The organism is Xaviernesmea rhizosphaerae, assembly GCF_001938945.1.
GTDB lineage: Bacteria > Pseudomonadota > Alphaproteobacteria > Rhizobiales > Rhizobiaceae > Xaviernesmea > Xaviernesmea rhizosphaerae.
Map to the genome: position 1 here is coordinate 216,775 of NZ_MKIO01000031.1, position 20,397 is coordinate 237,171.

The 20,397-nt window shown below is 57.5% G+C and carries 25 protein-coding genes; 23 read left to right on the forward strand and 2 right to left on the reverse strand.

Annotated features, from left to right (window positions below):
- The first annotated feature begins 44 nt into the window (after positions 1 to 44).
- The 15 genes from BJF92_RS14245 (at position 45) to BJF92_RS25190 (ending at position 9,021) form a co-directional block, all read left to right on the forward strand.
- Complete coding sequence (locus tag BJF92_RS14245; RefSeq protein ID WP_075635402.1) at positions 45 to 950, forward strand: nucleotidyl transferase AbiEii/AbiGii toxin family protein; 906 nt, start codon at positions 45 to 47, stop codon at positions 948 to 950.
- The gene (locus tag BJF92_RS14250) at positions 947 to 1,837 is read left to right on the forward strand and encodes a PcfJ domain-containing protein (RefSeq protein ID WP_075635403.1); all 891 of its coding nucleotides are present in this window, start codon (positions 947 to 949) and stop codon (positions 1,835 to 1,837) included. Before BJF92_RS14245 ends, BJF92_RS14250 begins: the two co-directional genes overlap by 4 nt.
- A gap of 9 nt (positions 1,838 to 1,846) precedes the next feature.
- On the forward strand, positions 1,847 to 2,083 hold the full coding sequence (locus BJF92_RS14255) for a hypothetical protein (protein WP_075635404.1): 237 nt from the start codon (positions 1,847 to 1,849) through the stop codon (positions 2,081 to 2,083).
- The gene (locus BJF92_RS14260) at positions 2,073 to 2,369 is read left to right on the forward strand and encodes a hypothetical protein (protein WP_075635405.1); all 297 of its coding nucleotides are present in this window, start codon (positions 2,073 to 2,075) and stop codon (positions 2,367 to 2,369) included. Before BJF92_RS14255 ends, BJF92_RS14260 begins: the two co-directional genes overlap by 11 nt.
- Positions 2,362 to 2,604 carry a hypothetical protein gene (locus BJF92_RS14265; RefSeq protein ID WP_075635406.1) on the forward strand — a complete coding sequence of 81 codons (243 nt, stop codon included), beginning with the start codon at positions 2,362 to 2,364 and terminating at the stop codon, positions 2,602 to 2,604. The genes BJF92_RS14260 and BJF92_RS14265 overlap by 8 nt, the downstream gene beginning before the upstream one ends.
- Before the next feature lie 233 nt (positions 2,605 to 2,837).
- Positions 2,838 to 3,323 (forward strand): hypothetical protein, encoded by a 486-nt coding sequence (locus BJF92_RS14270; RefSeq protein WP_078058029.1) that lies wholly within the window; start codon positions 2,838 to 2,840, stop codon positions 3,321 to 3,323.
- A gap of 614 nt (positions 3,324 to 3,937) precedes the next feature.
- Entirely contained in the window at positions 3,938 to 4,162 is a 225-nt protein-coding gene (locus BJF92_RS14275) for a hypothetical protein (protein ID WP_075635407.1), read from the forward strand.
- Positions 4,163 to 4,452: 290 nt separating this feature from the next.
- Positions 4,453 to 4,986 carry a hypothetical protein gene (locus tag BJF92_RS14280; protein WP_075635408.1) on the forward strand — a complete coding sequence of 178 codons (534 nt, stop codon included), beginning with the start codon at positions 4,453 to 4,455 and terminating at the stop codon, positions 4,984 to 4,986.
- A 98-nt stretch (positions 4,987 to 5,084) separates the two neighbouring features.
- The gene (locus tag BJF92_RS14285) at positions 5,085 to 5,552 is read left to right on the forward strand and encodes a hypothetical protein (protein WP_075635409.1); all 468 of its coding nucleotides are present in this window, start codon (positions 5,085 to 5,087) and stop codon (positions 5,550 to 5,552) included.
- Between the two features lie 122 nt (positions 5,553 to 5,674).
- On the forward strand, positions 5,675 to 6,535 hold the full coding sequence (locus tag BJF92_RS14290) for a hypothetical protein (RefSeq protein ID WP_075635410.1): 861 nt from the start codon (positions 5,675 to 5,677) through the stop codon (positions 6,533 to 6,535).
- The gene (locus BJF92_RS14295) at positions 6,526 to 6,804 is read left to right on the forward strand and encodes a hypothetical protein (RefSeq protein WP_075635411.1); all 279 of its coding nucleotides are present in this window, start codon (positions 6,526 to 6,528) and stop codon (positions 6,802 to 6,804) included. Before BJF92_RS14290 ends, BJF92_RS14295 begins: the two co-directional genes overlap by 10 nt.
- Positions 6,805 to 6,815: 11 nt before the next feature.
- Complete coding sequence (locus BJF92_RS14300; protein WP_075635412.1) at positions 6,816 to 7,184, forward strand: hypothetical protein; 369 nt, start codon at positions 6,816 to 6,818, stop codon at positions 7,182 to 7,184.
- A 123-nt stretch (positions 7,185 to 7,307) separates the two neighbouring features.
- Positions 7,308 to 7,607 (forward strand): hypothetical protein, encoded by a 300-nt coding sequence (locus tag BJF92_RS14305; protein WP_075635413.1) that lies wholly within the window; start codon positions 7,308 to 7,310, stop codon positions 7,605 to 7,607.
- Between the two features lie 441 nt (positions 7,608 to 8,048).
- On the forward strand, positions 8,049 to 8,525 hold the full coding sequence (locus tag BJF92_RS14310; protein WP_143524030.1) for a hypothetical protein: 477 nt from the start codon (positions 8,049 to 8,051) through the stop codon (positions 8,523 to 8,525).
- A 61-nt stretch (positions 8,526 to 8,586) separates the two neighbouring features.
- Positions 8,587 to 9,021, forward strand: coding sequence for a hypothetical protein (locus BJF92_RS25190; protein WP_143524031.1), 435 nt, complete (start codon positions 8,587 to 8,589; stop codon positions 9,019 to 9,021).
- Here the strand turns inward: BJF92_RS25190 and BJF92_RS14315 are convergent.
- Complete coding sequence (locus tag BJF92_RS14315; protein WP_075635415.1) at positions 8,981 to 9,739, reverse strand: hypothetical protein; 759 nt, start codon at positions 9,737 to 9,739, stop codon at positions 8,981 to 8,983. The genes BJF92_RS25190 and BJF92_RS14315 overlap by 41 nt on opposite strands.
- Positions 9,740 to 10,208: 469 nt before the next feature.
- Between BJF92_RS14315 and BJF92_RS14320 the strand changes: the two genes are divergently transcribed.
- From BJF92_RS14320 to BJF92_RS14355, 8 genes are all read left to right on the forward strand, one after another.
- Entirely contained in the window at positions 10,209 to 11,093 is an 885-nt protein-coding gene (locus BJF92_RS14320; protein ID WP_075635416.1) for a LysR family transcriptional regulator, read from the forward strand.
- Positions 11,093 to 11,719 (forward strand): uracil-DNA glycosylase, encoded by a 627-nt coding sequence (locus BJF92_RS14325; RefSeq protein ID WP_075635417.1) that lies wholly within the window; start codon positions 11,093 to 11,095, stop codon positions 11,717 to 11,719. The genes BJF92_RS14320 and BJF92_RS14325 overlap by 1 nt, the downstream gene beginning before the upstream one ends.
- Before the next feature lie 18 nt (positions 11,720 to 11,737).
- Positions 11,738 to 12,925, forward strand: a complete 1,188-nt coding sequence (locus BJF92_RS14330; RefSeq protein ID WP_280938384.1) for a TDT family transporter — start codon at positions 11,738 to 11,740, stop codon at positions 12,923 to 12,925.
- Positions 12,926 to 12,990: 65 nt separating this feature from the next.
- On the forward strand, positions 12,991 to 13,608 hold the full coding sequence (locus tag BJF92_RS14335; protein ID WP_078058030.1) for a DsbA family protein: 618 nt from the start codon (positions 12,991 to 12,993) through the stop codon (positions 13,606 to 13,608).
- Positions 13,609 to 13,733: 125 nt separating this feature from the next.
- Positions 13,734 to 14,156: a DUF305 domain-containing protein gene (locus tag BJF92_RS14340; protein WP_075635420.1), complete on the forward strand. Its 423-nt coding sequence runs from the start codon at positions 13,734 to 13,736 to the stop codon at positions 14,154 to 14,156.
- Positions 14,153 to 15,529 (forward strand): YncE family protein, encoded by a 1,377-nt coding sequence (locus tag BJF92_RS14345; protein ID WP_075635421.1) that lies wholly within the window; start codon positions 14,153 to 14,155, stop codon positions 15,527 to 15,529. Before BJF92_RS14340 ends, BJF92_RS14345 begins: the two co-directional genes overlap by 4 nt.
- A gap of 544 nt (positions 15,530 to 16,073) precedes the next feature.
- On the forward strand, positions 16,074 to 16,820 hold the full coding sequence (locus BJF92_RS14350; protein WP_143524032.1) for a S46 family peptidase: 747 nt from the start codon (positions 16,074 to 16,076) through the stop codon (positions 16,818 to 16,820).
- A gap of 25 nt (positions 16,821 to 16,845) precedes the next feature.
- Positions 16,846 to 17,430 carry a hypothetical protein gene (locus tag BJF92_RS14355; RefSeq protein WP_075635423.1) on the forward strand — a complete coding sequence of 195 codons (585 nt, stop codon included), beginning with the start codon at positions 16,846 to 16,848 and terminating at the stop codon, positions 17,428 to 17,430.
- A 24-nt stretch (positions 17,431 to 17,454) separates the two neighbouring features.
- Here the strand turns inward: BJF92_RS14355 and BJF92_RS14360 are convergent, their stop codons facing one another.
- Positions 17,455 to 20,220 (reverse strand): UvrD-helicase domain-containing protein, encoded by a 2,766-nt coding sequence (locus BJF92_RS14360; RefSeq protein WP_245294759.1) that lies wholly within the window; start codon positions 20,218 to 20,220, stop codon positions 17,455 to 17,457.
- Positions 20,221 to 20,397: the final 177 nt, after the last annotated feature.

Here is a 20,397-nt window from a genome sequence, read left to right on the forward strand (position 1 = left end):
AGAAAGTCCCCTCAGCAACAAAAACCATCTGAGGGGATGGGAAAATGGCAAGAGTATCCGGAATTGCAGAGAGTCTCGACATAAGGCTCAAGAACGCCGTCAAGGCTTACGACCTCAACATCAACGATCTAGCCGGCCGCACGCTGTCCGAAGGGTTCCTTCGCTACTGGCACGTCGGCATGGGCGAAGCTCCGATCCAGCTCAAGGGCGGTGAGCTTTTCGCGCAGGACGTCCGCGCGACGTCCGACGCCGACATCACGACAGTTCATCGATATCTCCCCCACGAGTTTCTGAAGGGAAGCGCCATCATCGCAGGCTTCCTGCGTCGCGAAGGCATCGAACTTGAAGTCCTGTCAGAGCCGAAGCTCATCGACGTCGGTCACGGCGATCCAGTCACCAGGTGGAAGCTTCGCGGTCTCGTCGGCGGCGTCAAGGCCACCTCTCAGATTGAGTTGACCTATGGCCGCGGACCCGACGCCTTCTCGGCGGTCAACGTGTTCCGCGAAATACCGTCTTTGATTTCGAAGGTCCCGTCTCTCCTCATCAACTGCCAGCCACTCGAGGCTGCGGCGGCCGAAAAGCTCCTGGCAGTCATCAATCAGCCCGACACTGACATGCGGGTCAAGCACGTCGCCGACATGCTGGACGAGCGCCTTTGGGAAGGCGTCGACTGTGGCCTGATCGCTAGGGAACTCCAGCGCGTCTGTCGGCACCGAGGCATCGACCCGACTTCGCTCCCGGACACGCTCGCCGTCGAGACATACGAGCGGCTTCGGGAAAACTGGACCAAACGCTTCCGCCCTGGCATGCCAACGGTGGGCTTCGATCAGGCGATCTCGAATGTCGACTACCTGTGGTCCGAGGTTCAGGACTGCATGACGCCTTCGATGCGCCCGCTGCCGACGTCCGCACCGGTTGTCGCCGAGCGCCGTGTCGGAGGCATGCGATGAGCAAGCTGACGGCGCACTCCGAATTCGGCGCTGCGGCGTACCAGTTCATCCGAGAACTCGACGTCCCCGCACACCTCCAGATCGCCCTGACGCCGCTCATCATGGCGAGCCTTATCAGAGTGCATTTCCGGTTCTGGCTAGCTCAAAACGTAGAGGACGCCGGGTTCATTCCCGATCCAGACGCGCAATTCGATCACGATCCGCAGTGGTTCCAGATCGACGGCTGGCCCGAAAAAGGTGGCAGCGCCGAGGACGTCCTCGCTCGGAAATGGTCGGAGCGCGCTCGGTTGACGATGCGGTGGTACGGGGTGCACGTCTGGCATGTCATAGACTGGCTCACCGTGGCCGAGGAAGCGGACCATGCATGGAGATATCGCCTCGACGACGACGGATATCCCGTCAAGCTGACCAAGTGCAGCGACCTCGCCCGGCTTGTCGCCGAAGCGACCAAGGGCTTGCGGGACCGTAACGAGAAGATCGGTGGAGAGATCGTTCTAGGACCGCGCGAGGAAGAGCGTGTCGCTGATCTCGGAGTCGGCTACAGCCTTGTCCAGATGCACACCCCCGCGGCGCTCCGTCGCGAGGGCTATCGCATGCACAACTGCTTGAAGTCGGGCGATTACGGGAGGAACCTCATCGACCAGGACTTCTCGTATTTCAGCGTGCGAAACCCACAGGACAAGCCTGTCGCCACGATCGAGGTCGAGAGAAACGACATCTCGCAGTTCTTCGGCCCCTGCAACGCCAAGCCTGCCGACCATCTGATTGATCTGGTCTCTCCCCTCGCGGGCCTTTGGCAGACCCTATCCAACCGCGCCGCCGGCCGATTTGCGGCCGACGGACCTGGACCACAGAACAATGACAACCGCCACGTTCGGCGGGTCTGAGGGAACATCATGACTAGCACCATCATCCAAGCCGCCGTCGTCAACCGCGACTCGGACATGCTCGTCGGCATCGGCTGCGCTGCCACCGTCCCCGACGGCCTGCGCAACGCAATGCTCTCATACCGCGCCGAACGGGCCAGCGTCGGGGAGTTCGCGATTGAGGTCTACGAAGTCGAGTTCGGCTCGCCCCTCAACAACGACGATTTCGATCCCGACGTCATAGGAGTTCTGGCAGATGCAGCATGACATCCAGTCCCTGACCGCTCGCGGTCTCAAGCTCCACGACAAGCTCGGCATGCTCGACAACGCCGAGCGCTCTCTTGTCCTCCCGTATGTCGCATGCCTCGAGCTTTTCCTCGACGACGTGTGCCCCAAGCCCGCCGTCGAAATAGAGACGTCGAACATCGTGTCATTCGAGGACGTCACGTCCCGACGTGTGCAGCGCGCAGAGATCGCCCAACGCCGGACGACCGCCGAGCCTCGTCGTGGGGTCAATGTTTTCGGCGACGACATCTGGAGCGACTATGACTGACGACCATCTGGAGACTTGGGACGACGTCGATCTCGGAATTGAAGACCCCGAGCCGGCCGGTGTGCCGCCCATCGTGTATCGATGGAAGGAAGGCCCTGAGCATCGCGCTTGGGTCGGCGGCGGCACCTGGCGGCTGACGCCAGTCGCGATGACGCAGGACGAATACGAGCGGAGGATCGAGGCGCAATGGGCCGCCGACGTCGCCGACGCCACGGCCGCCCCGCTGCGCCTGTAATCTCGAATTTGTGCGATATCGATACAAGTCTAACCAATCTTGCAATCTGCCTTTCAGAGTCCACCGCGTAAGAGCCCCACACCGGAACAAACGCAGTCGGGGGTGTGCAGCAGTACGTGAGAAGTACTTATCGTGACGGATCGGACAAATAGGAAGTCTACCAGGACATCTCTGGGACCTCCTCCCTTTGACGGGTCAGCCGCCGTTCGGCTGGTGTCACGAAAGGATTCGACATGGTGTCGAAAACTTACACTACCCGGCCTGCAGGGCCGGCTATCCCGGTTACTCCCACAAAGGTGTTCCCGGAAAACTACTGGCCGGGAGAGGAGAAATTCCGCTTCTGGCACGTGCCGGAAATCGCCTACCGACACAGGCTCCGCGGCTGCGTCCGCGAGTTCATCGTGTTCGGTGTACGCGGTTGGCGTGACGGTCCTCGGACCTCGCGTCTTCATCTCTCCCGGCACTTCGATCTTCTCCTCTTCGTTAACGAGGACAAGAAGATGACGGTAGAGGCAGAGGTGCTGCTGACTTCGGTCTCGGCGCGGATTGCCAAGATGGATCAGCCTGAGCGCGGCGCTGTCGTCTCGTTCAAGTTGTCCACCGAGGAGGAAGACCGCGAGGTCCGCCTCCAGCGCCGCAACATGTTGCGTCTCGCTTCATGGACGGCCAACCGCCTTGGTCCCGCCTTCGAGGAATTCCTCGCGGACCAGGGACTGTAAGACCAAGCCCCCGACGTCCAAAACGGCGTCGGGGGTTTTCTCGTTGTTGACACTCCCGCACCGTCGACGGATAACAGTCAGACGGATGCAGTTCTGAACGCTGTATTCTTTCCGGAGAGCGGCGGGGGTTCCAAAAATGACCTGCCGCTCTTTCCTTTTCAGCAGTACATCCTGACGATCTAATGATATCCACTTGTTCCATTCCGCCGGTCGACCAACGCTATTCTTACAGCAGTTGGGGAACGGCTCGTGGCATGCAAGAAGCAACAAACGAAGACCGTCGACTAACGCGACCTCGGCTCAGTCGAGAAGCTCGCAGCACTTGAGGCGGTACTCCACAGGCGGTTCTCTGTTGCCCCCGCAGAGCCATCAGGGAGGTTTGCCGCCGACCTGACCAACCACCTCGCCGACTACGGCGAATGGTGCGTTGGTGCCGGTGGACAAGACACGGTAGATAGGATTGCCCAGTTCATTACGGACTGGACGTCGGGGGAACATCATCAGCAGCAGGCGGAAAGCGCCCGGGAGAAGGCCGACTTTCATGCCGGCATCAGATGGCTCGCCGATCGCGCAGAACCACGTCTTCGCGGACGTTACTTCAAGCGGATCGACCCATGAGCTTCTCCATCCAACTCGAGGCAGCCGGTAGGGAGCTGCACATCGACATCCGCGGCAGGCTCTTCATCGTCCCCGTCGACGACGGCGTCGTGCAGCGTCGTGATGTCATAGACGTCGCCTGCGACGCCCGCCTCGAAATGCAAGAACTCGGCGCTCTCTACCGGCACATCGAAGGCTTTGGCGTCACGCTCGACGGCCCAGTGTACACCGTCCGCGTCTAAGGCCGGCCGTGTATTCGCCGAGACTAGAAGTGTTGGCAACGCATCGAATACTTCCCGTCTTCATTTTCGTTCATTTCATTTAATTCAAGAACTCGAAACAAGTTCTTGAATTAAAAATCTTACCTGCTTATATAATTCAAGAAGTCATAAATATAGACCCGAAAGATACTGAATTTTTATTTGAGATGGTGGTTGTCCCGGTCGCCGGAATGGGCAATGATACTTCCATGAGCAGAGACAAACCCACTGCTCAGCCCGCAGGAACCGGGCAACATGGAAGGAATAAGCTCATGAAGACCGCAACTCAGAACTTCGTAGTATCAGCCAACGGCTCGGTATTCGGTGTTTACGCTGGCCCCGATCGCAACGCCGCTCTTCTCGCTTACGTGCATGACGCTGGATATACGAGCGTCGAAAATGCCGCCGCCGCACTCGAAAAGTCTGTCGAGGAATTCGTCGACGGAACGAAAGTCGAACCCCTCGCACCGCTGTTCGCACGCATCGAGATCGTCAATGCCGCGGTCGTCATCGACGAGAACCCGCACGTCGCCTTCGACATCGCAGTAGACGGGAACGTCGTTCACAGCACCCTTGAGTGGCTCGACGCCGATCGACGCGGCTTGGTCGCCAACGACTGCCACCTGGACGTCAGCAACGATTACCTCGATGCGGTTGAGGCAGCGCTCGGCGACGACGGGGAACTCTATGACCAAACCAGTGACGACGCCCGCTCCGGTGTCCTTGGCGACATTGCCCACATCGTCTGGGAAAAGCTGGTCGCCGTCGTGCGCGAATTGAAGAAAAGCGCCCCTGAAGCCGCCTGATGCCGCATTCTGTCAGCACCTTTCGCGGTGCTGACATTGGGCCGCATCCGACCCCGCCGGCTGGAACCCGGCGCTATCTCAACCAAAGGAAGAATCAAATGTTTCAGACTGTTGTAGCCACCGTTTCCCTCAAGAAGCCCGTCTGCCTCGCGAAGATCGAACACCAGACTGGCCCTCTCGCCAACCCCGTCTGCACCGTCTCGCTGGCCCGCCGCCCGACGGTGTCGCTGGCTAAGGTGCTGCCGACCGTTTCCCTCGCAAAGCGCCCGACGTCCGTCGGCACTGCCACGGAAGCACTTTTGGCTTTCTTCGGCAGCCAGGACGAACTGCACCGCGCTCTCGGCCGCACCGACGCCGACGCCGCACGCGATATCGCAATGTCCTGCATCGAGATGGAGATCGCCGCCGGCGACTACGAGCGCCTCAGCGGACGTCAGCTCAACACCCGAGCTGCCATCCACGCCGCGTTTGGATCGCAGGACATCAACAGGGGCACCTGGCGCATGGACGGCGGCAAGATCGTGACGTTCAAGGAAGCAATGGAAAGGGTTATGCGCGCAGCGTGATGCACTTCTTCGACGGCACCTCATGTGGGTGCCGTCTGGGAGGGGCATCTGGAACCTGCCGCCTTGGCTGCCGGAAGCGGTCGATATCAATCAGCCCAATGGGGGCGTCTAAGGAAAGAGTTATGCTTCAGAAGACTGTGAGGACGGTAGACATAAACAACCCGGCGTTCATCATGACGCCGTTCGACAAGTGGGCCGAGGCGGTTGCTTACGTTCGCGCGGAGATCGCGTGGAGTAACCCCATCTCGTCGATTCAGGCAGCGGTTGACTTCGCTATCAAGCGCGGGATCGCCGCCAAGGAGACCGCCTACGAGCGGCGCGAGGCGCTTCAGAACATTATCCTCGGAACGGGCTGGCACCTCGACCGCAAGAACCGCGTCAGGAGGCTGTCGGCACTTGTGTCGATCGTAGAGCCTTCGCTGTCCGATGAAGGCGGCAGGCCATGCGTTCGCTTCAAAATCGGAACGACGATCGAGGGCGGCAAGACGTCCTTGTCTAGGGAAACCCTGGAATGGCTGGATGCCGATGGCAGCGTTGTGGCAACCGGCCGTCACCTTGACCGCAACGTCGAAGCAATCGTGGAAAGTTCGAGGGCTCTCGACGCGTACATGACGGACGTCGAGGCGGCGGTATACCGTGACCTCGCGTTCGCGGTCGAGGAACTGCGTCACAAGCGTGTGTCCATTGTCATCACACGGGCGTCGGAGAATAGCCTTCGCGTTGTCTTCGAACTCTATGTTGAGCGCAAATGGGTCAGCACGAGCGTCGGGGCGAGGCTCGTTTCAGCCGACTGCGTCAGGATCGCCGCATTGGACGCCGACGCAGACACGGCGATCAAGAAGGCGGCGCGCGATATAGACGTCAGCCCGGAAAGCTTGTCCGAGTACGTCCGCAAGAAGCTGGATGCGGCATTGTGCGATTACGAATACTGGAACCGAGACGAGGAGCTCGAGCAGGCTGAATTGGAGGGGAAATGCCGATGATCGATCGATCCACGCTCTACGTGACGCCCGACGGTCGTCCGATGAACACACAGGAGCAGCTCGCGCTGCTCCTTGACATCGGCGGCATCGACGCCGCAGAGGCTGCCGCGCTGACTGGTGCGACACGCCTCAGCATCGAGACGTATCGCAAGCCCAGCTTTAAGCGCGCCGTGCCGGCCGCCATCATCATGGTCCTCGAGGACCATGTCCTTGCCCGCCTCGCCAGGATCGCCCAAGCCGCTGGCTACGAACTCCGCCCCAGAGCCTGATAGGAACGAAGATGACAACCTACACCGTTTCCCACATCGACGCCGTCTCCGGAGGCGAGCGCCCCGTATTCAGCTCCATGCCGGCAACCGTGTCCCTTCGTGACGTCGTACTCAATCATCTGGCTTGGCATCTCGACGACCTTGACTTTACGGACGGCCATCTCGACGAAGACACGGTGCTCAGTGTCCTCTCGGGCGATTTCGTCGCCCGCGACGGTGACGTCGTCGTCGAGGTCGTCAACGCCGAACAGTTCCGGCATACGCGGGAGATCGGGGATGCAGAACCCGGGGCGTTCTTCATTGATGGTGAAGGCGCTGCGTGCGAGTTAAATCGCCTACCTTGCCCGCCGTACTTCGATCCCGATGGCATTCCGTTCTAGCACAGCACCTCGCAGCGCCATTTCCAGGGTTTTAGCATCACCATCTCGATTTTAGTTTCCGCGAGAAACGAAATTTGCCGCCGGCCGGTTCGAGCGATAGGCTAACAAAAAGCCGAGGAAACCATGAAAGCCCACTCTGTCGAACAGATCATCGACGCCGCTCTTGATCAGTATGTGCCCGGGATAGAGAACGATGCCTCACGTTTCCAAGCACTGGTGTTTCAGAGAGCCTTGAAGAGCTTTTTGGCCATGGGAGCAAGCGGCTATCCATGTGACGGATGCAATCATGTAGGCTCTCAGCAGCTGAGACAGCGGGCCGTTGCGCTTATTGAGAAAGCGCGGAAACAGCAGATAGTTGATAGCGGGTTCGTCGTTGACGATGGCCACACTTCTGGGCTTCGAATTCTTACCGCCCTCAAGTGAAATTACGTGTGGCTTCGACAGAGCTTGCGGCTGTAGATGCAGGCCGACTCGTTGTTCTTTGGCCCTTTGGTTACCTTATTCATATGGAAACCAACTCAGATAGCTTCGTCCTCAGGATGACCTTGCCTCTCTTCCTGGTTGCCTAACGCACTATCCGCCTCTGCAAGTGAAATATCATTCCAAGCATTCGCGAGTTGGCCACCATGACCGGAGGCATCGCCGCCATGTTTAAGACCCCATTCAAAACGAGTTCTTCGATTCCAGCGGTAAATGAAGAACTCGACCTGAATTATGTCAAAAGAGTTCTTTAATTAATTATTTCAATCGCTTAGTCGGCACTCCCCTTGGCGCACGCTCCTTTTCCTGTATCATCTGTCTCGTAAGCCAATCGACTGACAAGAGACAACAAAGCCTGAATATGACGCGGAAATGGAGAGGCACATGTCTGACAATCCTGATGAGTATCGCAAAGTGCTTAGCCTCGACGAGCATCGCGCCAAGCGACGGCCCGCAAAAGCGGTGGATGCGGACAGCGACGACGACGATGTCGAGGACGACGGCGAGCGTTTCGTTGCCACGTTCCAGGGGGACCCCGACGAGATTTTCGATCAGTTCGTCGAGTTCTTGGGCGGCGACCCCGAGATCGGCGGCGTCATTGCTGTCCGCCCTCAATTGCTGATCCTCGAAGATGAACCCGATGAGGATGTGCACGGCAGATACGATGACGCCGTCTGGGAAGAAACTCTCCCGATGTGGGATGTTGACGGCGACGACGGAGAGCCGCGCGGACCGTTCGACGCCTCGGTTCTGCTTGAGTTGATCAGGACACATCCTGACGACTTCAAGGCCATGCTAGGGTCAAAGGAACCCGTGCTTGGCAGCGGGAACTCATTCCTTGAGGCATTCTATCAGTACTGATAGCCGAGCATATCAAGACCCCCGGCGTCGGCTCTGGGGTCTTGCCAGCGTGGTAGTTGAAATGTCAATTGTCACCCGCGCTGAATGGGATTCCGCGTCCGCGTTTCTGAGGAGCGACCCATGGCAGGCATCGCCGTACAACCCAATACACCATACCTCGGCATGCTCGTGGCAGACACTCGTCGCTGCCAACCCGACGTTCAGGCTAATGTCGGACGGCCTGCCTGATGGCCGTCGCCAGTATCTACGCGATTACCTCGACAGCCCTACGGCGTTCGCCACCGCGTTATCGAGGCTTCAGGACGAGTACGCCGAGCAAGGAAGAGACTGGGAGAAAGTCCTCGAACATTGCGCGGCCGAGCTGAAGAAGATGAAAGGATTGAATCTCGACGTTTCTGCCATGCAGCAGACCGTCGCCATCGCGCCTCAGCCCCCGAATAACACGACCGCTGGGGTCAGACCGTTGTCGTGGTCGAATCCCAAAGGCGTTCGATGACGGCCTCCTCAATCTTCTTGAAAAGCGGTTCGCCCTCGGCCTTGAGCTTGTCAGCGCCTTCACGCATGCGTGGACGGACGTCGTGTTCCAGGTTGATCTGATGCTCGATGACCGCCGAATGGATCAGGTCTATCAGGGTCTTCATATCCTTGCGGATATCGGGTAGGACGAAGATGCCGTGTTTGGACAGCGAGACGTTCGCCTCGCGTAGCTTGTCCATGGCGTCCGCGTAGCGGTATCGCTCAAGCGTTCCGATGTAAGTCTTCTGCTTATCGGACGCGGTCTTGATCTCCCGTTTCTGACCCTCAGAAAACCGGGTGCCCGCGAGGAATTCGTCGAGGTCCGCTTCGTTCATACGGCCGATATCGGCATACTGCTGGAACGCCGCCATGTAGCCACCGGCCCAATCCCTAGCATCGACGAGCTTTGCCCAGATGTCCGGCAACACCTCGAACTCTCGGTCGTGAAGGCGCTTGGTCCTATCGAACACCCCGTTGATGCGGTGACGCAGCCTTTCGAGTTCCCGGGTCTGCTCGGACTTGTAGGCCTCGAGCTGTTTCGCGAACTTGTTGTCGATCCATTTCGAGCCCAGATATTTGAAGAAGGCGTAGGCCGCACCGATGATCGCGACGATCGAGATGCCGATGAGGCTCAGGACCGCGAGGATCGTTTTCAGGCCTTCCCACAGTCTCAGTATTTCCGCGAACAGTTCGGTCATGACGTCCCCCGTTACCAGACGGCGTACAAGTAATGTGTGGCCATGAGCGCCGCAACAATTTCGCCGGGCCTCACAAGTTCCTCCTGAAGTCTCCTGCAAGAATTTCAGGAGTGCCAGATGCTCAAGCTTTTCAGATCGACATCCGACCTCGGGCAGCCTTGGACTATCGAGCAGTCGGCGATGAGTGCGAGCCTTGGATGGATGTGACTGATCTTCAGGACAACGCTGCAGCATCGATGGCAAGAATGCGCCAAAAGCGGTCATATTGAGCTCAACTTATCGTGCATCCATTAGATGTTTTTCTAGGACGGGCATCTGGGGTTGGGAATTGGCGAGATCATAGGACCCGATGCCCCCCTTAAATTGCTATACAGTGGCGCTGTGCAACATCACTTTCCTCGCTTAAACTCATCACAAACATTCGGAAAAATCGATTGTTGAACTAGATTAGCCCGAGACTGCGATCCCCATGACTTTAGACCAGTTGCGCATCTTCGCCGAAGTCGCCCGCCATCAGCACATCACCAAAGCCGCCAAGTCGATGCACATGACACAGTCGGCCGTCAGTGCGGCAGTCATCGCGCTTGAGGAGCGGCATGGCGTGGCGCTGTTCGACAGGATCGGACGTTCGATCGTTCTCAACCAGACGGGAGCGATCTTTCTCGAACACGCGCTTCAGGTGCTCGCGGAGGCCAAGGCGGCCGAAGCCGCGCTCAGCGACCTGGCGGGTTTGTTGCGTGGAGAGCTATCGGTGATGGTCAGCCAGACCGTTGGAGCTTATTGGCTACCGTCACGGCTCGCCAGGTTCCATGCGCTCTATCCCGGTCTCGGTCTTGATGTCGCAATCGGCAATACGGAGGCGGTGGCGGATGCTGTCGAGGCCGGGCGGGTCGAGCTCGGTGTGGTCGAGGGCGGGATCGATCGCTCGACCTTGTCCTCACGCGTGATCGCCACGGACGAGATGATCATCGTCGTTTCACCAACCCATCCCTGGGCTAAAGGCAAAAAGCTCGGCAAGGCGGATTTTGCCGATGCGACATGGGTGCTGCGCGAACACGGATCGGGCACGCGTCTCGCCTTCGAGGCGATGATGGCCAAAGAAAAGCTGAAGCTGCAGGCTTTGAAGATTGCGATTGTTTTGCCCGGGAACGAGGCGGTGCTCGGTGCAGTCGAGGCGGGCATGGGCGCAACTCTAACCTCGCGAAGTGCGGCCCAGACAGAACTCAATAGCAACATGCTGGTCGAGGCCAACCATCCTCCGCTTCCACGTCCGTTCTTCCTGATCCGGCACAAGGAACGATATCGCTCGAAGGCAGCCGACGCGTTCGAAACGCTGCTATCGGAACAGGTCTGATGACCTATCGCGGGCCTGAGACACTCTGGCACGAGCACCGCCGCGACGAGCGGTTGGCCGCACTCGATAGACCGCATATGCGAGCACTGAATGACTACCGAGACCGCCTTCAGCTTGCATCCGGCCGGGATGTGCCGAACTTCGATCCATTCGATGGCGGCGTCCACGCGAGACTGCTGATCCTCCTCGAGACACCCGGGCCAAGTGAGGTCGAATGCCACCGCCGCTTCGTCTCAATCGATAACCCGACCGGCACGGCGAAGAACCTGCGACAGGCGCTGGCTGAGACCGGCATATCGAGAGATAACATCGTTCTGTGGAATGCAGTCCCGTGGGTCCGTGCGACGAGAAAGTCGATCACGGCCAGCGAACGGCGCGACGGCAAGGAGAAACTTTCTGGCCTCTTACCGCTGCTGCCGGACGTCGAGGTTGCCATTCTCGCTGGATCGGTGGCGAGTGCAGCGAGGGAACTGCTCGAGAATTTCGGTATCAAGGTGATCCTGTCGCCTCATCCGAGCCCGACGCTGATCAATACCTCGACGACGCAGCGTCACCGTCTGCAAGAGGCCCTCGAAACGTCGTCCGCAATCCTCAATCAATCGAAAATGTCGATAGAAACATCCTGAACTATGCGTTGGAACTGATTGACGTGGTCACGTATTTTCTCCTCAATGATCAGGAGAGAAGCCATGCAACAGGTTGTTGCCACCAATAAGCCCATCACACACGTCGCAGATGTGCCTATGCAGGGTAATATCATCCGCAACTTTACCCCGAACTGGTTCGCCACCACGATGGGCACCGGCATCCTTTCGGTCGCTCTCGCCCAGTTCCCGGGGCATTCGTGGCTATTCGCCACGGGTCAGGCGCTCTGGCTGTTCAACATCCTGCTGTTCGCCACCTGCACGGCGCTCTACGCTGCAAGGTGGACGCGCTATTTCCATGAGGCAAGCCGGGTCTTTTCCCATTCGGTCGTATCGATGTTCTTCGGCTGCATCCCTATGGGCCTCGCCACGATCATCAATGGCTTTCTGATTTACGGCATCCCGCATATCGGCGACACGGCGGTAGCGATCGCAACGACGCTGTGGTGGATTGACGTCTTGATGTCGCTTGCCTGCGGCCTCGCCATCCCGTTCATGATGTTCACCCGCCAGTCGCATTCGATCGACCAGATGACCGCAGTCTGGCTGCTGCCGATCGTGGCCAGCGAGGTGGCGGCCGTCAGCGGTGGTCTGCTTCTGCCCCATATCGCCGACGCCCAGACACAGTTGACGGTGCTGATGACCAGCCTGGTTTTGTGGGCCTGTTCGGTCCCGCTCGCCATGAGCGTCTTGGTCATCCTTTTCTTGCGCATGGCCGTCCACAAGCTTCCGCATGTCAACATGGCCGCCTCCAGCTGGCTGGCGCTTGGCCCGATCGGAACCGGAGCTCTCGGCCTTCTCGTCATGAGCCAAACCGGCCCCGCTGTTCTCTCGGCCAATGGATTGGCAGGCGTTGCTTCGGCCTTCGGCGGAGCCAGTTTCCTCGGCGCGATCCTTCTGTGGGGATATGGCATCTGGTGGCTGGCCACCGCGGTTCTGATCACCCTGCGCTACCTTCGCGAAGGCCTGCCATTCAACATCGGCTGGTGGGGCTACACCTTCCCGCTTGGCGTGTTTTCCGTGGCGACGCTTCGTCTGTCGACGATGGTGCCAATGTCGGCCATCGCAGTCTTCGGAGCGGTTCTGGTCGCTGGCCTTGCCTGCATGTGGCTGCTGGTTGCGGCCAAGACGATCAAGGGTGCCGTCGACCGCTCGCTCTTTGTCTCGCCCTGCCTCAAGGCCGACTGAATATCCAAGGCACTCGGGCATCCGACGATGCCGAAGTGCTCTTACTTAACCGAACAGGAGAAGACATGACGTTTCGTATGATGGCCGTGATCGTCAGTGGTATTGCGTTGGGATGTATAGGGTCCGCCAAGGCTGCGCCCGTGCAGGGCTTGATGAACCCGACCGTATTCCAGGACAGTTTCGTCGGAAAGAACACGGCTCCGGTTACGCTGGTCGTCTATTCCTCCCCGACCTGCAGCCACTGCATCGATTTCCATGAAAATGACTTGCCGAAGTTGCAGGAAACCTATGTCGCATCGGGCAAGCTGAAGATCGCCTATCGGCCCTTCGTGCGAAACTCCGTGGATGCCGTCATCTTCATGCTCGCGAACGCGCGGGGGCAGGACAAATTCGATGAGACGGTATCGACCTTCATGTCGAAGTTCGACGAGATCGCTGCCGCCTCCAACGCCGAGGATGTGCTGCGCGAGATCGCCGCCAGCATGGGGGTCGACCGTGCGGGCTTCGATCGCGCTATTGCCGATCAGACCTACCTGGACAAGCTGAATGCCGCGACGACCGAGGCCAGTCAGAAGTTTGGTGTGGCGGGCACGCCATCGTTCTTTGTCAACGGGGAGCGGGTCGAAGTGAAGCGCAGTTTCGACGAAGTCTCCGATGCTATCGCCGCCGCACAAGACGGCTGATCAGAAATGCCGGATGCAGAGCACTTGGAGCTCAGTAACGGGAACGTGAGCACGGATTGCCCGTCACGTGGGAATGAATCGCGCCTCCAGGGGTTCTAACCCACTCTTGTCGAAAGGAAGACCTTATGCGCGCCAGGATCACCGTTCTCATCGCGACGGCGTTCGGGATAGGCCTCGGTTCCCTTAGCCCCGCCTTGTCCGAGCAGCAGCACCAGCACCAGCATCACCAGCCCGAGCCGGCTGGCAAGAGCGAAGAAGCAAAGGCGTTCTCGGGAAGCATGAAGGCTGCAATGGAAAAGATGCATGCCGGCATGATGTCGGTTCCGGAGAGCGGAAATCCGGACAGGGATTTCCTGGCACAGATGATCCCGCATCATCAGGGCGCTGTCGATATGGCCAAGGCGGTTCTGGTCAGCACAAAGGACCAGCAAATTCGAAACCTCGCTCAATCGATCATCACCGAGCAGACCTACGAGATTCAACTGATGCACGCGATGCTCGACCAGTCGGGCAATCAACCTGCCGCAACTCCGGAGACCGTAAAATGAAACGTTCCATCCTGGTTCTGATGTCCGCACTCGCAGCATCCCCCGCCCTGGCTCTTCCAGAAGCCAAAGACCGGGTCTACGCCGCCGACCAGAACAGCAACACGGTCTCCGTTATCGATCCCTCGACGAACACGCTTCTGGGTTTGATCAAGCTGGGTGATCCAAGGCCGAACGTCCTGAGCCCTCTCTACAAGGGCGAGGTCAATGTTCACGGTCTCGGCTTCTCGCCGGACCATAAAACCATCGTGGCTGTCTCCACCGTCACAAATTCGGTGACCTTCATCGACACCGCGACCAACAAGGTGAAGGGGGTGACCTATATCGGCCGCAACCCGCATGAAGCCTTCTTCACGCCTGATGGCAAGCATGTCTGGGTGACGGTGCGCGGAGAAGACTACCTGTCGGTCATCGACGCCAGCACCTTTAAGGAAACCGATCGGATCAAGACGGAGAGCGGCCCGGGGATGACGATCTTCGCGCCCGACGGCAAGCGCGCCTTTGTCGCCAACAGCTTCAATCCCGTCGTTCAGGTCTTCGACGTGGCGTCGAAAAAGCTGTTGGCGGCCATCCCGGTCGTGTCACCCTTCTCACCGTTCATACAGGTCACGCCCGACGGTAAGGAGGCCTGGCTGACCCACAAGGACGTCGGCAAGGTAACGCGGATCGATACCAAAACGCTAAAGGTGAAGGGTGTCATCGATAGCGGCCCGATCACAAACCATTTGGCCTTTGCCAAGACACCCGCTGGCACCCTCGCTTACGTGACCATTGGCGGCGAGAATGTCGTGAAAGTCTATACGCTCGACGATGACGCCAAACTGGTCTCGACCATACCGGTCGGTGCGCTTCCGCATGGCATCTGGGCCTCCGGAGACGGCAGCCGCGTCTATGTCGGACTGGAGAACGGCGACGCGGTCGACGTCATCGACACCGAAAAGCAGGCGAAGATCGCCCATATCCCGTCTGGCCAAGCCCCACAGGCGCTGATCTATGTTCCCAACGCAGTCGCAAGCGGCGATGGCCGCCAGAACCTCGAGCCGCGGAAGGATATGCCCGAGAACGTCACCCTCATGCTCAAGCCCGCAGAGAATATGGAGGGCAGCGGCATGATCGTTTCGCGCAATCTCGGTTTGATCGATATCGTCGACGTCAGCGTTTCCAAGCTGAAGCCGGACACCACCTACACGCTGCTCTTCGAAGGCCAGCCGGAACCGATCGTCGCCTTCAAGACCGATGCCAAGGGGGCCGCGATGGCATCCGCAACCAGCCCCACACGCGCGATCGTCAAGGCGGGCGAAGCGTCAGCCTCTCCAGACGTCATCCTAGTCGAAGGTGCCGAAGCTTCCATGGATGCCGTTTTGAAGTCTCGATAGAATTGTCGGTTGGATAGCCGCAGGCGTAGTGCTGTTTCGTTAAACGCGCTGCGCCTGCCATTACTTGCTCAAGCAGACGTCCGCTTTGGGCCGATAGCGGTTCTCAAGCATTTAATGACAAACAAAATCTCGACGGCCCTTTGCCCAAAAAAGCTAACGATTGCTCGTCACGTAAACACATGACGGCGTCGTTGAAGTGGAGTGGCAATAACTACCAATCTCATTGATTACCGAAAACCGGCCTGACTACCGATAACATTCCTTATCGGAAACTAGCAATTTTCCCGCAGCTGGATTGCTACCTTCACCACTTTTGCGGCCACGATGCGCAGGGAAGCCGACATCACGTGCACTCTATCGCAGTGCGAACTGCCGTGGGCGAATAATCAGAAAGGTGTTGACGCGATGACAGCAGACCGCGCTGCATAACCCAAGGTGTAAACGACATTGGATTATTATCGCTAACGTGTCGCCGAAGCCGACGAAACACGCTAGAAACTCAGTGAGTATAATGCGCTGGAGTCCATTGCGAATGCGTCGATGCTTGCTTTCTGTACCTATCTTGTTCGCCCTTTCATCAGTAGCTTACGCTTTGACCGGCAGCGTCGATGGTAGTTCGAAGGAAAATTACGAAAAATCCTTGAAAGCCATGGCTGACCAGTTATCATCTGCCGACAAAGAAGTCTTCTCAAAAGGCCTCATCAATCTCATGATCACCCGCTACCCACCGGCAGCCGGGGCCGAGGGCCTGATGCTCTTGCAATTCATGCCGCAGGCCATTGAGGCTGCACCGGTCAACATGAATGGAGTGACGGCTGACGAAATCATGGCGCGTGGTCGGGAGCTGGTGGCGCAAGCCCGAGCAGCAGGGGCACTCACCACCCCCCCTGACGCTAACGGAACTTTGGCATGTGTTCGCAAAAAAGTGGCGATCGCTTCGGCGACCTTCGAGAAAGGTGACTATAGCTTAGGGTCTCGGTTCAGCGTAACCAACAACCTGCCGTATGCAATTGCCGGAATCTGGATCGACTACAAGATCAAGTCTGACAATCGCTCTGTGCCATGGGCCGAAGAAGACTTCGTCATGGCAATTTCCGGCGGCATCGAACCTGGTGAGACACGTCAGCTTAGCACCAGCTTCAGCTTGCTGTCGAGAGAGACGCCGATGACGGCGAAAGTCTTCATGACTGTTCGGGACGTCGCTGACCCCGATAAGAAGCTGGTAGTGAAGGCCGCCGGTGGTGTGTCAGGCTGGCCAACCGACCGCTCGCCGAAGGGCTGCCAACTCTAACCTTATTATCATGTAAGAGTTTCACATGTTCCTCTCTCGCAAGCCGAACTACGACAAAATCTTCTCGTCTACATCTTCCATCTTCGATCATCTCTATTCCGACCGTTCGAAAACGGCTTCGATCTTGGCCGACAAGGACTTCCTAGACGCTTGGCTCGAAAGCGCGCATGTTGGACAAATCACAGGCGTCATCCGTGGTGAAGCAGTTAAAGGTGATTTGCCATCGATCAAGCAGATGATTTGGGTGACTGACCTTTATTTCCAGAATGCGGACAGCTTTTCTAGCAATCCTGACGAACGCAAGAAGATGAAGACCCACTTTTTGCAAGAGCGAGTATTGTTCGCAGAGAAGGCCGTTTCCCTTGGTCTGAGAGATCGCTCTTATCAGGCTATGGTCGCGAGCGTTAATCTGTATCGCCTAATTTCCAGTCCGAGTTCGAAGCCAACGGACGTTGACATTCGAACTGCACTGAACGGGATTATCACTAACGCAAATACTTATCTTTCGTTGAAAGATGATGACGAAGGCATGAATGAAGATGCCAGGAACGTGCTTGAGGAATTCGGCAAGTATGTCGATATTATCAACGCATTTAATCGGTATAGCTAGTCTTCGAGTGGATTGCACTCAAACCTAGTGCAATTGAGCGACCTCGCCAGTTGAGGTTGTCTCCCGGCAAGACGGGAACCGGCTGCATCCGAGGAACTTGTTGTCGTTTTGCCCGCGGCGCTCGACCATGAACCCGGTTTCGCAACGCTTGCATTTTTGCAGCATCACACCATCGACGGTTTCGTAGCGTAGCCCGCCCGTGGCGACTTTCTCCAACTCTCCGATATAACGGGAAGGATTACCTTTGGAACTCAGGATGAATACGCCGCGGCTCGCGCGCGTCAACGCGACGTAAAACAACCGACGCTCTTCGGCGTAAGGGAAGATTTCCGGTCGTGGAACTACGAGATGGAGCAGCTCGTCGTCCTGAATCATGCTAGGCACACCGTACTCCCCCTCCGTGACATCAAGGAGTAAGGTGTAGTCCGCTTCAAGACCCTTGGACCTATGAAAGGTCAGCCCCTTTACTTCTATGTGGGAGAACTTCCAATCATCTATGATCCGGGGTATCGTCCTGTTGTAGCGAGCCAACAAGAGCACGGTCAGTTTCGGCTTCTCATTCGTCTGCCAATCTGCCGATCTCAGTTCGGCGAACTCATTCAACCGCGACAGCATCGTCAGACAGGCGTTCTGCAGGTCCGGCTTGTCGCGTCGAATGGTGATCGGGACGACCCTGATGGATTGCGGCAAAGCCGGGCGTGACGAGTGCACCGTCTTCTTCAATTGCGCTGGATTCTGCTGCACGAACCTGGCAGCAGCCTCCGCGATGAACTGATTGCTCCGATAGGTCTGTTCAAGTCTACCTACCCAGCTCGTGCCAAAGTTCTTCTCGAATTCGGTGAAGATCGTGACATCCGATCCCGAGAAGCGGTAGATCGACTGCCAGTCGTCTCCAACTGCAAAAACCTTCGTATGCTGCTTTTGATACCTCAGCGCCTTAATCAGCTTCGATCTGGATTCCGAGATGTCCTGAAACTCGTCAACGAGAATAAGCGAGTACGGACTCCTGTACCGTCCTAACTCGATGTCGGCGACGGCGTCCGCGATCATCGAGTCAAAATCGATGCGACCGGCCGCATCCAGGTCTCTCGAATAGCATTCCGTTATGTGCCAGATTACCTTAGCGAAGCGCTTCGCTCGATTTGGATCACGAAGGGTCTTTGCGCGTTCAAGGAGCATTTCGAGTGTGAGACCGCTTGCACGAATGTGCTTAATGCAGATTGAAACGATGTTGTGGTAGCGCTGAATCACCGTTGGTTCTAGCGCCTTTGCAATCTCCGCGTAGTCGCGCGGTCGCGGCTCCACGCCCCGACGGGTCAGCTGGTTTTCCAGCTCGTCCAACAGGATATCTTGGCTCTCCATAGCGGATGACGTCTCGAAGAATTTGGCCTGGGCTTCTTCCATCGCCTTTCGTTTTGCCACTGCAAGATCGACATATCCCTCAAACGGTGATGTCCCATCCTGATTGATCGCAAAGTGTTCGTGATAAGTGTCGATAGACGGATAGTAGAAGTCGGGGGTTAAGTATTTTGCCTCTTCGTTCTCATCGAGGTATTCAAACTGCTTCTCGTATTCGAAATCGATGGAATGCACCCATAGCCAGTTGGCGATCTTTCGCTCTTGAAGCGACCTCACCGTCTTCTTTGAAAGGCTTTGAAGTGTCGCTTTCGCACCACTGGCTCGCGCCTCCCGGTACCGTTGCTCGTCCTCGGCGGCGTCTATGATCTCGTCGCCAGAAGACGCTGTAGGAAACAGAGTGAGCATCTCGATCCACAGGCGTCTAAACTCTTCATCCTTCTCGATCTCGGCTTTTATCAGGGTATCCAGGAAGCGAGCCTCGGCCGATGCATTTTCGATCCATTCAGCAAGTTGCGGTGGTTTCCCGCGCACTTCCTTGATGATACTCAGTCCAAGGGCATGGAATGTTGTGACACGGCACCTCAGTTCACCCACCCCCACACCAAGCTGGCGTGCAAGCCTCTGGCGAAGCTCGGCCGCAGCATTGGCGTTGAAGGCGAGGACCAGAATTTCTTCGGGCGCATGTATTCGCTTGTCGAGGACATATGCGACCTTAGCCACCATTGTCGCCGTCTTGCCGGAACCGGCCGATGCCACAAGAAGGTTGCTGTCTTCAAGCCGAATGCAGGCTTCTCGTTGTTGCAGTGACAGTGATAGGCCAGCAAGCTCGCTGAAGAAGCGATCATAACCTGCCAGCTCCTTGACGACAAAATCCTCGTTGTACTGACGCCGCTTGTTGGGATCAGTCAACATTGACAGGTTCTTCGGAAGCAAGGCGGCGAGCTTCGGAGGAACTCTCGCTGGGTCAAATAGCGGATGCGCCAACGCATTTGCCGCAGGACCCGCCACCCGGTTGATTGCTGCGCCGATATCGGAGTGAGCGAGATACTGACGTGCTTCTGATGTCACGGCTGCAATGGCCTGGTCGACGGCAGATAATCGCTCTCGGTCTCCCTCGATTGTCGCTCCAAGATGTTTGTTTACGAAATCCAACAGACGGTTCGAAAGATCATCCGCCCCTCCTGCGGTGAGCCCTTCTAGCCTATGAGTCCGCGTCTTCGAACGCACTTCTATAGTATGCCAGAGCAGGCCTCTCGAGGTATGGATGCTCGTGAGATCGAAGCAGGGCAGGAGAACATCGATTTCGGTGGTTAGCTTGACAGCATCAGGGCGGGAAGCATCGATAACGAGACGCCATTGTGTTCGCAGAAAAAGACGCGCAAATAGATTGGGTCTGTATGTCTTTCCTCGCCCAAACACGCCGATCTCCAAAGTCTTTTCCAAAGCGAGATTGGGAGATACGGATTGATTATTCGTTACTTATCTGACGGTGCCGAGATTCCCGCGATCCAACAATGTGGCTAGCCAAATCTACCAATGATTCAGGGCGCAATGCAGAACGGCATCGACGGGCTCAATTTGGAACGGCACCACCTACTAAATTTAGCC

Coding starts and splice junctions, on each gene's coding strand:
- BJF92_RS14245 (WP_075635402.1), top strand. CDS start 45: ATGGCAAGAGTATCCGGAATTGCAGAGAGTCTCGACATAAGGCTCAAG.
- BJF92_RS14250 (WP_075635403.1), top strand. CDS start 947: ATGAGCAAGCTGACGGCGCACTCCGAATTCGGCGCTGCGGCGTACCAG.
- BJF92_RS14255 (WP_075635404.1), top strand. CDS start 1,847: ATGACTAGCACCATCATCCAAGCCGCCGTCGTCAACCGCGACTCGGAC.
- BJF92_RS14260 (WP_075635405.1), top strand. CDS start 2,073: ATGCAGCATGACATCCAGTCCCTGACCGCTCGCGGTCTCAAGCTCCAC.
- BJF92_RS14265 (WP_075635406.1), top strand. CDS start 2,362: ATGACTGACGACCATCTGGAGACTTGGGACGACGTCGATCTCGGAATT.
- BJF92_RS14270 (WP_078058029.1), top strand. CDS start 2,838: ATGGTGTCGAAAACTTACACTACCCGGCCTGCAGGGCCGGCTATCCCG.
- BJF92_RS14275 (WP_075635407.1), top strand. CDS start 3,938: ATGAGCTTCTCCATCCAACTCGAGGCAGCCGGTAGGGAGCTGCACATC.
- BJF92_RS14280 (WP_075635408.1), top strand. CDS start 4,453: ATGAAGACCGCAACTCAGAACTTCGTAGTATCAGCCAACGGCTCGGTA.
- BJF92_RS14285 (WP_075635409.1), top strand. CDS start 5,085: ATGTTTCAGACTGTTGTAGCCACCGTTTCCCTCAAGAAGCCCGTCTGC.
- BJF92_RS14290 (WP_075635410.1), top strand. CDS start 5,675: ATGCTTCAGAAGACTGTGAGGACGGTAGACATAAACAACCCGGCGTTC.
- BJF92_RS14295 (WP_075635411.1), top strand. CDS start 6,526: ATGCCGATGATCGATCGATCCACGCTCTACGTGACGCCCGACGGTCGT.
- BJF92_RS14300 (WP_075635412.1), top strand. CDS start 6,816: ATGACAACCTACACCGTTTCCCACATCGACGCCGTCTCCGGAGGCGAG.
- BJF92_RS14305 (WP_075635413.1), top strand. CDS start 7,308: ATGAAAGCCCACTCTGTCGAACAGATCATCGACGCCGCTCTTGATCAG.
- BJF92_RS14310 (WP_143524030.1), top strand. CDS start 8,049: ATGTCTGACAATCCTGATGAGTATCGCAAAGTGCTTAGCCTCGACGAG.
- BJF92_RS25190 (WP_143524031.1), top strand. CDS start 8,587: ATGTCAATTGTCACCCGCGCTGAATGGGATTCCGCGTCCGCGTTTCTG.
- BJF92_RS14315 (WP_075635415.1), bottom strand. CDS start 9,739: ATGACCGAACTGTTCGCGGAAATACTGAGACTGTGGGAAGGCCTGAAA.
- BJF92_RS14320 (WP_075635416.1), top strand. CDS start 10,209: ATGACTTTAGACCAGTTGCGCATCTTCGCCGAAGTCGCCCGCCATCAG.
- BJF92_RS14325 (WP_075635417.1), top strand. CDS start 11,093: ATGACCTATCGCGGGCCTGAGACACTCTGGCACGAGCACCGCCGCGAC.
- BJF92_RS14335 (WP_078058030.1), top strand. CDS start 12,991: ATGACGTTTCGTATGATGGCCGTGATCGTCAGTGGTATTGCGTTGGGA.
- BJF92_RS14340 (WP_075635420.1), top strand. CDS start 13,734: ATGCGCGCCAGGATCACCGTTCTCATCGCGACGGCGTTCGGGATAGGC.
- BJF92_RS14345 (WP_075635421.1), top strand. CDS start 14,153: ATGAAACGTTCCATCCTGGTTCTGATGTCCGCACTCGCAGCATCCCCC.
- BJF92_RS14355 (WP_075635423.1), top strand. CDS start 16,846: ATGTTCCTCTCTCGCAAGCCGAACTACGACAAAATCTTCTCGTCTACA.